Below are 13,010 nucleotides of genomic sequence, written 5' to 3'. Positions count from 1 at the left end.
GCCGGTCCCGCCGATCTTGACTTCGGCGGCGAAGGTGGCCTCGCGCAGGAAGCCGAGTGTCGTGTTCGCGGTGGTGAGGTAGGTGCGGGACCGCAAGCCCCTCAGGGGCTAGCGTCGGCAGCCGAGACGGAAATGTCTCAGCCGCGGCGGCAGTGACCGTCCGCCCAGCCATCGACCCAAAGGCGGCAGTACAGGCCGGCACAGCACCCGAACGTGAAGAGACACGTGCTGCCTTCCCGCCCACATTCTTGAGCCACGGTGGACTGGGACGCAAACAGGTGCTGCTGGAGGCTGTCACTAGCCAACCTGTCAACAATAGAAGTCGTGATCATAAGTTTCACCTCCTCAGGTTGCTTTTATGAATTCGCCAGAGCGAATCTCCGGAGATTACAACATAAATGATCAAACCCCGTCGAGTATCAGCTGGACCGTCGATTTGACTAGAGTCGAATCGACGAGATCAACTGGCCTAAAAGATTTCATCGGTCTGGGGCATCGGTCAGCGGGCGAGGGCGTTGCCAAGGGGGCTACGCCGGTACAGCACACGCTTGCCGTCACGCCCGCGGTCGAGAAGCCCCGCTTTGTGCAGGATGCCCAGGTGATGGGAGACGGTGCCGGCCGCCAGCTTGTGGCGCCGGGCGAGGTCGGCGGTGGTGTGAGCGATGTCGAGGTCGGCCAGCAGTGCGGCACGGGTTGCGCCGAGAAGTTCCGTGAGGTCCCGCGATACCTGCCTGAACGGCTGCCGTCCCGACGCGGTGGTGGCTCTTCCGGCGGCGGGGAAGTAGATGGCCACGGTGTCGTCGGGACGGTTGCTCATGAGAATCCGGTCGCTCATGAAGGCCGAGCCGACACACCACAACCCCGAGCCGGCGGTCAGCCGGGCGTGTGGCGGGATGTCGACGAGGAGAGTGTCGCCACTCCAGGCGAGGTGCCGGCTCATGTCAGCGATGGCCGCATGCACCCCGTCGGCGGCGAGCAGCCGCGCCCGGTGATCGAACTCCAGCTCCAGGTCGGCCCGCAGACCGTCCCAATACGGGGCCAGGGCCGCCTTCCAGTAGGTCCTCAGCTCATCCGCCAAAGTGGCCAGGTAAGCGTCCTCACCGCGCGCGTCCAGCAGGCGAGTGGCCAGCGGCAGAGCGGGGCCGACGAGCCCTGTTCGCTTCGCACCCGTGATGGCGCAGGTCAACCCCTCCCGGATCGACCCTGTCGGTGTGGTCACCAGTGCGTGTAATTCCTCGTCGAGTGAGGACGAGCCGCCGGCCGCCACCGGCAGGAGGAAATCCGGCAGGTACCCGCCCAACCCGATGATCTCGCGCAACAGGCGCGGTCTGCCCGGCGTCAGCCGCCCACGCACATCGCTCCACCATCGCCGGATCCACGGCGTCTGGTTGCCTCCGGTGGCCGCCCACAACGACAGGGTGGCCTCGCTCAGCATCGACCAGCCGAAGCGGACATGCTTGAGCCCCTCGGCGGGAATCTCAAGCGCCTGCATCACGTCCGCCCTCCGCGCTGGCCATCCGGTGAGAGCCGCGGGGCACCGGCACGTGAGGGCGCGACCAGCGTGGCCCGGATCGCGCCCGCCGGCGGAGGGCGGCGGGCGACGGCGAACCGTTTGGACCTATGCCTGACATCTTGTCGGACATCCGTGTCGGAGTGGCTGCGGGTTTGTCCGTTCTCCGTCGGACAGGCGGAAGAAACATGCACAACCTCCATCGGCCTGGACACCCCATGCGATCGGGGAAGGCGCCATAAACAGTCATCGTCGGTCCCGACGGACACAAGATCGAACACTGTCCGGAACAATTCCGGACGACTCCGAACGCCCCTGCGTTCAACGGTCGAGGAGCCCATCTGCCCCAGGTGCACGTGTTCGGCCTGGGGGCCAAAGAAGTGAGCACGGCCGCGGCATCGGCGGGTTGGTCGTGTCCAGCACCTTGCGCGACTCGCTGTTCACCCTGGACGGGTACAACAGTTATGGCGGCCGCGGGGATGGTCCCAACCGGCCCGACCTGGACGCCGCCGGCCAGGCGGTCGGCGGAGAGGTCTACCGGGAGCGGCTCAAGCGGATGCGGGAGGCGTTCGGCTCCGGCAACGAGGTAGCGCTGCCCACGGAGAAGCTCCGCGCCCCGGCGACCGCGCCGGCCGCCCCAGCTTCACCGCCTGCCCCCACGGCTGGCGGTGCTCATCTGGCCGTGCTGCGGGGCGGCGCGGCCGGGCTCCCCGAGCACGCCCCCTACGACCGGATCCAGTTCACCGTGGGCGCCGGTGACATCCCCACCGAGGTTCTGGAACAGCTCGCCCCGGGCGGGCGGCTGGTTATCCCGATGCGGATCCGCGGCAGCATCTCCCGCAGCTCGCCTTCGAGCCCGACGACAAGAACAGCGAGACCTGGAAGACGGTCTCCTGCGAGATGGCGACCTTCGTCCCGCTGCGCAAGGGCATCTACGACGACATCTACACGCGAGTCCCCATGGCCGGAGAGGGCATGGAGACCTTCAGCGAGCAGCTCGTCGACCGGGAGGCGATGCCGACCGTCCTGGACGAGCCCGCCCACAAGGTCTACACCGGGGTGAAGTTCCGGCGGGCTCATCCTGGCAGTGGGTGTATCTGTGGCTGGCGTGCGTCCTGCCAGGCGGCCTGGCCCGGATGCCCGGCCAGCGGCCCGGGTTCACCCCGCACTTCGGGTGGGGGTCCATGGCCGCGCTCGACGGCGACATCCTGGCCTACCTGACCGTCCGCGAGGGCCAGGACACCGAAAGCCGGTTCTTGGAGATCGGCGTCATCGGCCACGGCCCGACCGCCGCTTCCCTCGCCGAGCAGGTCACAGCCCCGATCGGCGAGTGGGACCGCGACTACGGCAACGACGCGCCCGCCCCCGGCTTCCGCATCGCCACGGCCGCGCACCGTGACCTGCTGAAGGCCGCCGACCCTCGCTTCATCATCGACAAGCCCAACAGCCGACTCGTCATCGACTGGCCGTAGAAGGGGTACAGCGTGATGAACCCCGCGATCGCTGTGCCTGTGATCCGTAGTTGGCGGCTGTGAACGATAGATGGCGGACGTAGGTTGGGTCAGCGGTGCTGCAAAAAGACGTCGACCGGCTGCCCTCGGCAGCGGTAGCGTCCTGGGTTGATGTGGAGCGAAGTACGACCGCCGACGACGACTCAGGTCCGCGACGCCTTCGGTGTTGAAGTGGGCGAATTGCGGCCGCATCCGGGCGGGTTCGAAGCGGATGCGTTCACCGACGGGCGCTGGTTCGTGAAACTTTGGCGTCAGCAGCCCGACAGCGACGCCGGTCTGGCGCTGACGGCTGAGTTGGCAGCTCGGGGCATCCCCGTTCCCGCGGCGGAGCGAGCACTTGACGGCTCGTACACCTCGGAGCACCATGGCCGGCGCTACGCGCTGTTCCCGTTCGTCGACGGCCGCCTGGGAACGTGGAACGACGCTGACGCGATCGCGCGGGTGATGCGCACCGTGCACGAGATCACCGACCTCGATCTGCCCCGCACCGATATGGACGAGTGGTGCATTGAGGTGCTGCGCGACCGGCACGACCACCCTTGGATCGTGGACCGCCGCGACGAAATCATGGCCAACGTCGACCGGCTCGAAGCGGTGATCGAACGGGCACGCGCGATCGACGTGCCCCACGTCGTATGCCACCACGACCTGTTCCCTCACAACGTCCTCGTTGACCGCGACGGTCGCATCGCGACGCTGCTCGACTGGGGTCACGCGATGCTGGCGCCGCGCGAGCACGATGTGTTCGCCGGCTTGTGCGGGCCCGATCCTGTGCGCTTCCTGCGCGCCTATGGCGCGGAGGGACTCGACCTCACTCACCTCGAGTACGCCCGGCTTGCCCGCTCGCTGCGCGACCTTGCCGTTCGCATCTACAACGAGGTCGACTTGGAGGGCATAAACACTTGGGGTTTCGACGGGTTGCGCCGAGTGGACGCCGATCTCGAACTCTCCCGACCTTTTTGCGATCGCTGAGGCCACCCGCTGCGAGAACAGTCCAAGAACCCCAGGTAACCATCGCAATGCCACCATGATCGGCTCTGGTGGCGCGGGCCGGTTGTGTTGGGCAACTCAGGAAGGTGAGAGCGGTTCTGTGCCGTTGTCGCATTGTGCCGCGAGGTTGGCGGCATACTGGTTCAAGCGGCGACGGAGGACGAACGATCCTGCCCTCTGTCGGCTGGGAGTCAGGAGTTGGGCGACCTTGTCGCCGACTCTGCGGGCCTCCGGACCATCGGTTTGGCGCAGGGCTTTCAGGGGCGGGCACTGCAGATGTTCAGCTTGAGTGACTTCCGACCACACACGTGCGGTGCCGATCAAGGGGTTTTGTGTAGCCATTCGGGCCATCTTGGGGATGCCGGTGCATGTCGTATCCAGTCGGCCTGGGGCATCTCCCAGGTAGCCATGGCGCGACGCCGGTCGGCGTAGTTGATGCGTTCGGGTTGGTTGTCGAGGATGCGGGCGATCTGTTCGACGGCGGTTTCGAACTCCTGCCACATCCCGTCGTCGGGGATCTGGTCTCGTAGGACCGCCTGTGTTCGCGATGCGCTTCCCTGGAGCATGCCCAGGGCGTCGGCGCTTTGGACATAGTGGGTGCCGGAAACCATTTCGACTAGCTTGAGGGAGGCCGCCCTGCGCAGGTGGCGTATGGTCCAGTTATTGGTGTTGATCATGCGCTCAGGGAAGACGAGCGCGGCGTGGGCGCGGTCGGTCAGGACCCGCTCCTGCTTGACCGCGCGAAGGCTGATCCCCGCTCGCCGCACTCCGGGTGGTAGCCGATGCGCCAGCACCCGCCGAAGATCCCATTGTTGCGCTCGACCAGCTCCGCGAACGCGTCCCACGTCGAGGCGCCCAGGGGCCGGATGGTGTACGACATCGCGGTCAGACCTCGGCGAGCAGCCGGGCGAGGTCGGTCGGCCGGGTGATCATGGGCCAGTGGCCGGAGTCGATGTCGACGAAGTCGATGTGCTTGACCCTGGCGAGCTCGGGCACGTCACCGGCGTCGATCCACTCCTGCGCCTGGGCGGGGGTGAACTCGGGGCACACGATCACGACCGGAACGTCGAATCGGCGCTCGTCCGCCAGCGATACCACGGCCTTGGCCACGCCCTCGGGGACGGGGACCCAGGCGGCGGCCATGCGCCGCCTGGTCTCCTCGTCGAGGTCGGCGGCGTCGGGTCCCTCGAACGGGCCCCAGCCGGGGAAGGGCATGACGCCCTCGTCGATGGGGAAGAAGTCGGCGTAGATTCCGCCGTCGGTGGCGGGGAAGCCGCCGACGAAGACGACCTTGGCCACCCGTTCCGGCCGGGCGTCGGCGGCCAGCCAGGCCAGCGTGCAGGCGGCGGAGTGCCCCACCACTATGACCTTGTCCTGCGCGGCGTCCAACGCGGCGAGCACCGCGGCCACCTGGTCGTCGAGGGTGGCGGAGGTGGATCCGTCGCCCTGGCCCGGGAGTGTGATCGGCACGGGGCGGTGGCCGAGCGGCCCGAGGGCGGCGGCGACCTCGTCCCAGGCGGATCCGTCGAGCCAGAGGCCGCCGATGAGCAGGATGTCCATGATCTGTTCGCTTTCTTCCGTGAGGTGCGGTTCCCTACCGTAGAGTCAATTCCGGACGATTCACTTCCTGTATTCTCCGAGGGTGCCGAGCGATCTCAGCCCCACCGCACGAGCCCTGCGGACCCTGGAGATCCTCCAGACCCGCCCCGGCACGACGGCCGCCGAAATCGCCGAGCGGCTGGAGGTCACCGAGCGCGCCGCGCGCCGATACATCGGCATCCTCCGGGAAGCGGGCATCGCCGTCGATTCGGCCCGCGGCCCGCACGGCGGCTACCGGCTACAGCGCGGCACACGGCTGCCTCCGGTCGTCTTCACGCAGGCAGAGGCGCTGGTTCTGGTCATGGCGGTGCTCGACGGACAGCCGGCCGACGACGACCTTGTCGGCACCGCGCTGGGCAAGGTCATCCAGGCACTGCCCGAGAGCGTCGGACGGCAGGCGGCCGCGCTGCGCGAGCATGCGGCGGCCGCGCCGGACCGGCGCTCGACCCGCCCCGATCCCGCGATCATCAGCGCACTCGTCGCCGCCGTCGCGATCCGGCGCCGCGTGCTGGTCACCTACCGGAGCGGCGCGGGCCAGGAGTGGGAGGCCGAGGTGGACCCCTGGGCGGTCGTCGTTCGCCACGGACGCTGGTATCTCCTGTGCCACTCCCATCGCGCGGCCGCGCTCCGCACCTACCGCGTCGACCGGATCCTGGCCGCCCAGCAGACTGGTTACGGCTTCGAGCCGCCCGACGGCCTCGACCCGGTCGCGACGCTGGAGGAGCACCTGGGAACTGGATGGTCGTTCGCCACCCGCGTGGTGTTCGACGCCCCGCCGGCCGAGGTGGCGCCGTGGATCCGGCCGCCCATGGGGCGCCTGGAACCGGTGGGCGAGGGGTGCGTGCTCACCGGCAGCACCAACAACCCGGCCATGTACGCCCAGGAGTGGCTGGCGACCGTGCCGTTCGCCTTCCGCGTCGAAGGCGGACCCGAACTCCGCACCGCAGTCGCGAAGCTCGCGGCACGACTCACCACCGCCCTGACGGACCGGGACGACCAGACGATGGCTTACTGAGTTTTCGTTAGTTGTGTGGGGTTGGGGGGATCTTCAGGCCGGTGTGGGCTAAGAACGACCATGCGAGTCGTTCGTCCTGGCAAATGCGATTGATGCCGCCTTCGGCGGCGTCGGAGACATCAGCGAGGTGGTCGCCGGCGAGGTCGGCCAGTTCGCGTGCTTTGATGCTGGACCACGGCATCTCCACCGGGTTGAGTTCGGGGGCGTAGCCGGGCAGCCGCTCCAGGGTGAGCCGGTCCTGCCCGGCGGCCCAGGCGCGCAGGGCGCGGCTCCGGCGCGCGCTCAGCCCGTCCCGGACCAGCACCACCCGTTCGCCCTGGTAGAACGGCTTGACCTGGGTGAGCACGTCGATCAGTGCTTCGGTGCCGTAGCCGCCGGGCCGCAGGTGGAAGCACAAACGTGCACCGCGCCCGGTATCGACGGCGCGGTAGCCCAAGGCGGCGGCCGTCGAGGCGCGTTTCCCGTTCAGCCGGTGCCGCAACGTGGGCGTGCGGCCGCGAGGGGCGCACCTGCGGCGCACCTGCGGCAGCAGCGATACACCGGATCCGTCAAAGAACACGATCCATGCCCGGTTTTCCAGGGCCCCCTTTCGATGCGCGGCCACTCGAAGGCGACCCACCGGGCGATCTCGGCCTCCTCACGCGCTACGGCCCGGCGCTCGGGGCGCTGCAGGCTCCGGCGAACGGAATGTCACGGTAAGCCGCTGGAGGCCGCTCCGCTAACGGGACTTTCCGTTCGGATCCTCGTCATGCCCCGCGAAATCGGCGAGTCCAGACGGGCGGGACGGTGTCGGTGCTGAAGTCGGCGGCGGGGGCTCTCCCGTCCCGCTGTGGTTTCCCCAGGGAGGGCAGGTACTCCCCCTCGTCGGCCGACACGCCCTCCGGTCCTGCGAGGGCTCGCCTACCGATGGTCAGGTCAGGGGGTGGCCAGGCCGCCGGGGAAGCCGTAGTAGGCGTCCACGTGTCGGTGAAACAGTGGCGGCAGGGGTCGCAGGCGCCGCCCCGCTGGTCGCTGCCTCCGTATCGGAGATGCCTTGGTCCACCCAGATGTGATCTTGTGAGACGACTGTGGCAGGAGAGGAGGAGGGATCAAGGAGCGCGGGGGCGTTGGGCTTCACGAGGGGTCAGTGGAAACGACAGCAGATGACAGTCCAGGCGTCATGAAGTCAGTGGACGCGTCACAGTGCGTACGTGATGCTTCCGGGGAGCTGCGACTATCTCTCGGGCCGTCATGGAGGCCTCGCTGACAGGGTTCACCCTCGCGCTGATCGGCGTCGCCGACCGCCACACCCAGCTCGCGTCCTGACCGACACTCCGACGGAGGCGAGAGCAGCGGGCCGAGGGCGCCCAGGGCCGCGCCCACGCAGATGTCGCGCAGCTGGTCGCGGGTGCACGTCTCGCGGGTGAGCCAGTCGACGCACAGCACCTGAACGAAGACCAGCCACGCCTTCAGCACCCCGGAGACCGCCTCGCGCGCGTCGTCGCCCGCGAGCGGAAGGACGCCCAGCAGTCGTTCCCTGAGGACGTCCAGCTCGTTCGCCATGATCGTCTGGATGACCGGGTCGCCTGCGAGGACCCGGTTCGCGGCGAGGACGGCGTTGCGATTGGCCACGAAGTAGTCGAGATGGACGTCCATGCCCTGGAGGAGCTGCTCACGCAGGGAGCGCGCGGGATCGAGCCGCGTGTCGGCGAGGAGCTGGTCGGCCGCCTGCTGGTAGACCGCGGCGAAGAGGGCCTGCTTACTGGGGAAATGCCGGTAGAGCAGGGCCCGCGAGATGCCCGCCTCATCGGCGACCTCCTCCATCAGCACGTCGGCGTACGGGTGCGCGGCGAAGAGCCGGGCGCCGACGGCAAGGAGCTGGGCGCGACGCCCGTCGGGCGTGAGTCGCTGGCGAGGAGGCATGGGATCAGTCTAGTTGACACACGTCTACTAGACTGATCACTGTAGTAGACATATGTCTACTAAGTCGGGAGAAATCATGGCCAAGACGCTCCGGATCCTCACGGTCGTGATGGGGTGGTCGTGCGTGCTGATCGGGCTGCTCCACGTCGTGCTCGGCAACGCGGCGATCCCCGGAGCCGGTGACGCCGGAGCAACGATCGACAGCTGGGGGCGCTTCATGGGCGCCGCCTTCACCGGCTACGGCCTGGCCTGGCTGTGGGCCGCCCGCCGGCGGCCCATCCCGGCGGGGGTGGTGCGCTGGCTGGCCGCGGTCTTCCTGCTGGGCGGGGTGGGGCGGCTGCTCTCACTCGCCGTGTACGGCCGGCCGCACGGCTTTCAGATCGTGCTCACGGTGATCGAGCTGGTCCTGCCGCCGGTGTTCTTCTGGCTGGCCGACAAGGAGGAACGCGCCTGAAGAGGCTTACGCCCGAGAGGAGCGCGCTTCGTCACCCGAGGCGCGCTCTGTTATGAGCTCCAGGCGCGGCGGAAGTTCTCCCGGGCCCGGTGCAGCCGGGACTTCACCGTCCCCGGCGCCACCCGCAGCGAGCGCGCCGCATCCTCCTCCGGCACCCCTTCGAGATCGCGGAGCACCAACACCGCCCGATGCTCGGGGGAGAGCCGCTCCAGCACGTCCTGGACGTCCACCGCCCGCTCCACATCCTCACGGGACGGCAACTCGCCCAGTTCTTCAGGACGCGAACGAGCGTCGCGTTTGGCGATCCGCACCGCCTCCCGCACGGCGATCGCCCGCGCCCAGCCGTACAACGCCTCGGGCTCCCGCAACTCCCGCAGGTGCCGGAACACGGCAATCAACGCCTCCTGCACCGCGTCGGGCCCGCTGTCCAGCGCGATTGGCCCGCACACCCGGCCCAGATAGGGGGTCAGCTCGGCCAGCAGGTCGTTCATCGCCATCGTGTCACCCCGCTGGGCCGCCACCACCAGCGCGCTGCTCATGACACCTGCTCGCCGAACCGCGCCGCCAGCCGTCCCAGCGCCTTCTCCCCTGCCGCTCGCACCCCCCACGGCACGAGCGCGGCCCGCCCCGGCACCGCTCTGCTTCGCGCTTGCGACCACCACGGCCATGACCCTGAAGAACCGCATCAGCTCCAGGTGGCCTGCCTGACGATCGTGTCGAGCCCGCCGGTGCCAGCCCCGCCTCACTGTCACCGCCGTTACTGTACGTGTGGGGGTGCTGGCCTCGAAGGTGCGCCGTCGGGGATGGTGACCCGCCTGGCCACACGAGGCTTCCTGCGGGGCGTACACAGTGATGCGAGCCTGGCACTGGTCGAGACAGTCATGATGGCCGTGGGAGTGACTCGGGGGGTTCGGCCGGCCTGTCGGGCAATTTACCTAGCGATCACGGGGCATGCACGGGATATGCCCCTGACCTGCCCTGATCTAGGGGAACCGCGGGCTGATGTGCCGGTTGGTGGGTGCGGTGGGCCGGGCCGAGGATGCCGCCGACCTGGAGCGCAAGGCTGCCGAGGACCACGCCGCAGCCGCCGCTGATCGCCCAGGCGGGCACAGCACCGCCGGGCGGTCGAGACGAAGTGGGACGGCATCCGCGCGCTGCTGTACGTGGAGGACGGCCGGGTACGGATCCCTCGTGTAACAGCGCCGTCGTCACGATCGGCCCGCTTGCCAGCGCGGCCACGGTCACGTCGTCGGTGGCGCACACCCTGCGGACGAGCTCCGCTACGGCGTGCTTAGAGGTCGCACAGGTAGGTGCAGAGGCTGATGTTGGACATGCACGACAACGGCACCGTCCGCCGCCCGGCAGTTGATAGCGTGATCGTCGTGACAGAACTGGACGAGCTGGTCCTGAGCCCCGGCGAACGGGCCCGGGGGGTTCACGTCGACAGCGTGATGTTCACGATGGACTGGGCCGGTGAGAACTACCCGGGCCAGCTGGCTGCGTTCGTGGCTGGTCGAGTACGGGCCTTCGGAGCGGAGCCGACAGACGTCGACACCAACGTCGTCTACCGAGCGGCCGAGACCGACCCGACTCTGCGCCGCGGTGATTTGCCGGTCCGTCAGCTCGATCACCTGTCCGGTGTGCTGGCAGATCTCCGCTGCACGCTCATGGTGTGGGAGAACGGCACCGACACCTACGAGGTACTGGTCGCGCTGACCGATGAGCGTGAGCCGACCGGGTTGATGCACCAGGGCCTCCCGGTGCGGGCCTGGGGCTCGGAACCCGAAGAGACCCTGGTCAGCCTGGACTGCCCGAACTGCTCGCAGATGCTGGTCTGGGAATTGTCGGCGGACCAGACCCTGGCCGACGAGCGCTGCGATTGTGGAGCCGCGCTGTTCGACGCCACCGGCCGTCCGCTGCCCCACGTCACTCTCCACGGCTGAGCCGCTCAGCGCCCTCTGACCCCGACTCGTCCTCACCGATGCACTGCTCATCGAATGCAGCGCCCACTGATCCGCACCAACCGCGCCTGCCCGTCTTCACGTCACGGCGATCTACACCCAGCACTTCATGCTCGTCGGGTGCGGATCGCGCACAGAGACGCCGGGGGTCAAGGCCGCGGCTCGATGGTGGGGCCCGGCAGCAGGACAGGCACGGGTGCCGACGATCAGAGAGTCGCGACGCTCTGTGAGCACTGGGGAGACTTGTGCCCGCGCTTCCATCATGGCTGACAGAACCGCTCTGGGGCCAATTCGCAGCCCTGCTGCCCGAGCGGCCGGAGTACCACCCCGGCCATCCGCTCGGCTGCCACCGTCGGCGCATCTCACCGGTCGACCGCGGCAAACAGGGCCTCAAACGCTCGGGCATGACGGACGGATACGGTATTCCACCGGGCCGTGTCCTGGCCGGCGCCAACCGTCACGACTCCCCGTTGCTCGCCCCGACCCTGGACCGTCTTGACGACCTGGGACCGTTGCCCGACGACATCACCGTGCACCTGGACGCCGGCTACGACTCCGACAAGACCCGCGCTCTGCTCAACGAACGCGGCCTGCACGGACGCATCGCGCACAAGGGGAGAAGGCGCCCATCCAGGCCAGTCAGCGTTGGCATGTCGAACGCACTCACGCCTGGCAGAACGCCTTCTGCCGGCTCGCCCGCTGCTACGAGCGGCGCACCACCGTCATCGACGCATTCTTCGACACGCCTATCCGCGCGACCTCTTACCCTGATCACGGCTCCTGGCCTCGGCCGCGGGCCGACGCGCGCCGGGCACCACCCGTACGCGGCCGGGAAACGCGCGTTTGCTGATATGGCAACGGATCTTGCCCCCTGGGAAACTGCGGACCTATGGTTGGCCAGATCAAGGAAGTGCAGGTCAGGGGGGCGTGATGACAGTCGAGCATCGGATCTTGGAAGCGGGCGCGGGGCGCATTCACCTGGCGGTGCAGGGCAGCGGGCCGCTGGTGCTGCTGGTGCACGGGTTCCCCGAGTCGTGGTATTCCTGGCGGCGGCAGATGCCTGTGCTGGCGCAGGCGGGTTACCGGGCCGTCGCTCTCGACGTGCGGGGATACGGGCGCTCGTCCAAGCCGCGGGATCCGGCCGCCTACCGGATGCTCGATTTGGTCGCCGACAATGTCGCGGTCGTACGGGCGCTCGGCGAGTCGTCGGCGGTGATCATCGGCCACGATTGGGGGGCGACGATCGCGGCGCACTCCGCGCTGCTGGCACCGGAGGTGTTCCGTGCGGTCGGCATCTTGAGCGTGCCCTACGCGCCGCCGGGCGGTCCCCGGCCGAGCGAGGCGTTCGCTCAGATGGGCGGGCTGGAGGAGTTCTACGTCTCCTACTTCCAGGAGCCCGACCGGGCCGAGTCCGAGATCGAGCCCGACGTGCGGGGCTGGCTTGCCGGGTTCTACCGCGCTCTGTCCGGCGACACCATGGCCGGCCCCGACGCTCCCGACCCGCATTTCGTCACCCGCGAGGGCGGCACCCTGCGCGAGCGGTTCCCCACCGGGGCGCTGCCGTCCTGGCTGACGCAGGAGGATCTCGAGTTCTACGCCGCGGAGTTCGAGCGGACGGGCCTGACCGGAGCGCTCAACCGGTACCGCAACATGGACCGTGACTGGGAGGACCTGGGTTCCTACGCCGGGGCCCCGATCGAGCAGCCGTCCCTGTTCGTCGGTGGCAAGCGGGACGCCTCCACCATGTGGCTGTCCGGCGCCATCGACGCCTACCCCCGTACTCTCCCGAATCTGAGGGGGAGCCATCTCCTGGACTGCGGCCATTGGATTCAGCAGGAACGCCCGGACGACGTCAACCGCCTCCTCCAGGACTTCCTCGACAGCCTCTGACTGAGCATTTCTGACGCCACAGCCTGCGGCCCACAGGACGCGAGCGCCAGGTCGGGCCGCGGTGGCCGCAGCGGGCTTGCGCCGGTGTGTGCCCCGGCCACCGAGAACCGACATCCGTGGCCGCGGAATACCGGGGTGTCGGCCACGGACCCTGCGGCTGCCGTAGTCTGCGACGTCT

At 68.7% G+C, this 13,010-nt stretch carries 14 protein-coding genes and 1 pseudogene; 8 read left to right on the top strand and 7 right to left on the bottom strand.

Features of this window, described 5'->3' with window-relative positions; genetic code table 11:
* Nucleotides 1-499: 499 nt before the first annotated feature.
* Nucleotides 500-1,492 (bottom strand): ArsR/SmtB family transcription factor, encoded by a 993-nt coding sequence (locus ACWDS7_RS40190; protein WP_451933540.1) that lies wholly within the window; start codon nucleotides 1,490-1,492, stop codon nucleotides 500-502.
* Between the two features lie 574 nt (nucleotides 1,493-2,066).
* On the opposite strand from ACWDS7_RS40190, the gene ACWDS7_RS40185 reads away from it, so the two are divergent.
* The 3 genes from ACWDS7_RS40185 to ACWDS7_RS40175 all read left to right on the top strand — a co-directional run bounded on the left by ACWDS7_RS40185 (nucleotide 2,067) and on the right by ACWDS7_RS40175 (nucleotide 3,993).
* Entirely contained in the window at nucleotides 2,067-2,573 is a 507-nt protein-coding gene (locus ACWDS7_RS40185) for a hypothetical protein (protein WP_451933539.1), read from the top strand.
* A gap of 28 nt (nucleotides 2,574-2,601) precedes the next feature.
* Complete coding sequence (locus ACWDS7_RS40180) at nucleotides 2,602-2,982, top strand: hypothetical protein (protein WP_451933538.1); 381 nt, start codon at nucleotides 2,602-2,604, stop codon at nucleotides 2,980-2,982.
* 150 nt (nucleotides 2,983-3,132) lie between these two features.
* A complete protein-coding gene (locus tag ACWDS7_RS40175; RefSeq protein ID WP_451933537.1) occupies nucleotides 3,133-3,993 on the top strand; it encodes a phosphotransferase enzyme family protein in 861 nt (286 codons plus the stop codon).
* 338 nt (nucleotides 3,994-4,331) lie between these two features.
* On the opposite strand, the gene ACWDS7_RS40170 is transcribed toward ACWDS7_RS40175, so the two are convergent.
* The 3 genes from ACWDS7_RS40170 to ACWDS7_RS40160 are packed head-to-tail and all read right to left on the bottom strand — an operon-like array spanning nucleotide 4,332 to nucleotide 5,571.
* Nucleotides 4,332-4,688 (bottom strand): hypothetical protein, encoded by a 357-nt coding sequence (locus tag ACWDS7_RS40170; RefSeq protein WP_451933536.1) that lies wholly within the window; start codon nucleotides 4,686-4,688, stop codon nucleotides 4,332-4,334.
* Between the two features lie 38 nt (nucleotides 4,689-4,726).
* Nucleotides 4,727-4,891 (bottom strand): hypothetical protein, encoded by a 165-nt coding sequence (locus ACWDS7_RS40165; RefSeq protein ID WP_451933535.1) that lies wholly within the window; start codon nucleotides 4,889-4,891, stop codon nucleotides 4,727-4,729.
* A gap of 5 nt (nucleotides 4,892-4,896) precedes the next feature.
* Nucleotides 4,897-5,571: an alpha/beta fold hydrolase gene (locus ACWDS7_RS40160; protein WP_451933534.1), complete on the bottom strand. Its 675-nt coding sequence runs from the start codon at nucleotides 5,569-5,571 to the stop codon at nucleotides 4,897-4,899.
* A gap of 82 nt (nucleotides 5,572-5,653) precedes the next feature.
* Between ACWDS7_RS40160 and ACWDS7_RS40155 the strand changes: the two genes are divergently transcribed.
* Entirely contained in the window at nucleotides 5,654-6,625 is a 972-nt protein-coding gene (locus ACWDS7_RS40155) for a helix-turn-helix transcriptional regulator (protein WP_451933533.1), read from the top strand.
* A gap of 7 nt (nucleotides 6,626-6,632) precedes the next feature.
* On the opposite strand, the gene ACWDS7_RS40150 is transcribed toward ACWDS7_RS40155, so the two are convergent.
* A complete protein-coding gene (locus tag ACWDS7_RS40150; protein ID WP_451933532.1) occupies nucleotides 6,633-7,244 on the bottom strand; it encodes a transposase in 612 nt (203 codons plus the stop codon).
* A gap of 494 nt (nucleotides 7,245-7,738) precedes the next feature.
* Nucleotides 7,739-8,527 carry a TetR/AcrR family transcriptional regulator gene (locus ACWDS7_RS40145; RefSeq protein WP_306872118.1) on the bottom strand — a complete coding sequence of 263 codons (789 nt, stop codon included), beginning with the start codon at nucleotides 8,525-8,527 and terminating at the stop codon, nucleotides 7,739-7,741.
* 76 nt (nucleotides 8,528-8,603) lie between these two features.
* On the opposite strand from ACWDS7_RS40145, the gene ACWDS7_RS40140 reads away from it, so the two are divergent.
* The gene (locus ACWDS7_RS40140; protein WP_306872122.1) at nucleotides 8,604-8,981 is read left to right on the top strand and encodes a DUF4345 domain-containing protein; all 378 of its coding nucleotides are present in this window, start codon (nucleotides 8,604-8,606) and stop codon (nucleotides 8,979-8,981) included.
* 50 nt (nucleotides 8,982-9,031) lie between these two features.
* Here the strand turns inward: ACWDS7_RS40140 and ACWDS7_RS40135 are convergent, their stop codons facing one another.
* Nucleotides 9,032-9,520, bottom strand: a complete 489-nt coding sequence (locus ACWDS7_RS40135) for an RNA polymerase sigma factor (RefSeq protein WP_399506850.1) — start codon at nucleotides 9,518-9,520, stop codon at nucleotides 9,032-9,034.
* A 783-nt stretch (nucleotides 9,521-10,303) separates the two neighbouring features.
* Between ACWDS7_RS40135 and ACWDS7_RS40130 the strand changes: the two genes are divergently transcribed.
* The 3 genes and pseudogenes from ACWDS7_RS40130 to ACWDS7_RS40120 all read left to right on the top strand — a co-directional run bounded on the left by ACWDS7_RS40130 (nucleotide 10,304) and on the right by ACWDS7_RS40120 (nucleotide 12,832).
* A complete protein-coding gene (locus tag ACWDS7_RS40130) occupies nucleotides 10,304-10,924 on the top strand; it encodes a hypothetical protein (RefSeq protein WP_451933531.1) in 621 nt (206 codons plus the stop codon).
* Nucleotides 10,925-11,187: 263 nt separating this feature from the next.
* Nucleotides 11,188-11,678 (top strand): annotated as a pseudogene (locus ACWDS7_RS40125) (transposase); the annotation flags it as partial.
* A gap of 194 nt (nucleotides 11,679-11,872) precedes the next feature.
* A complete protein-coding gene (locus tag ACWDS7_RS40120; protein ID WP_306872136.1) occupies nucleotides 11,873-12,832 on the top strand; it encodes an alpha/beta hydrolase in 960 nt (319 codons plus the stop codon).
* Nucleotides 12,833-13,010: the final 178 nt, after the last annotated feature.

Source organism: Streptosporangium sp. NPDC003464, from assembly GCF_053588315.1.
This window is presented reverse-complemented; position numbering and strand designations above follow the sequence as displayed.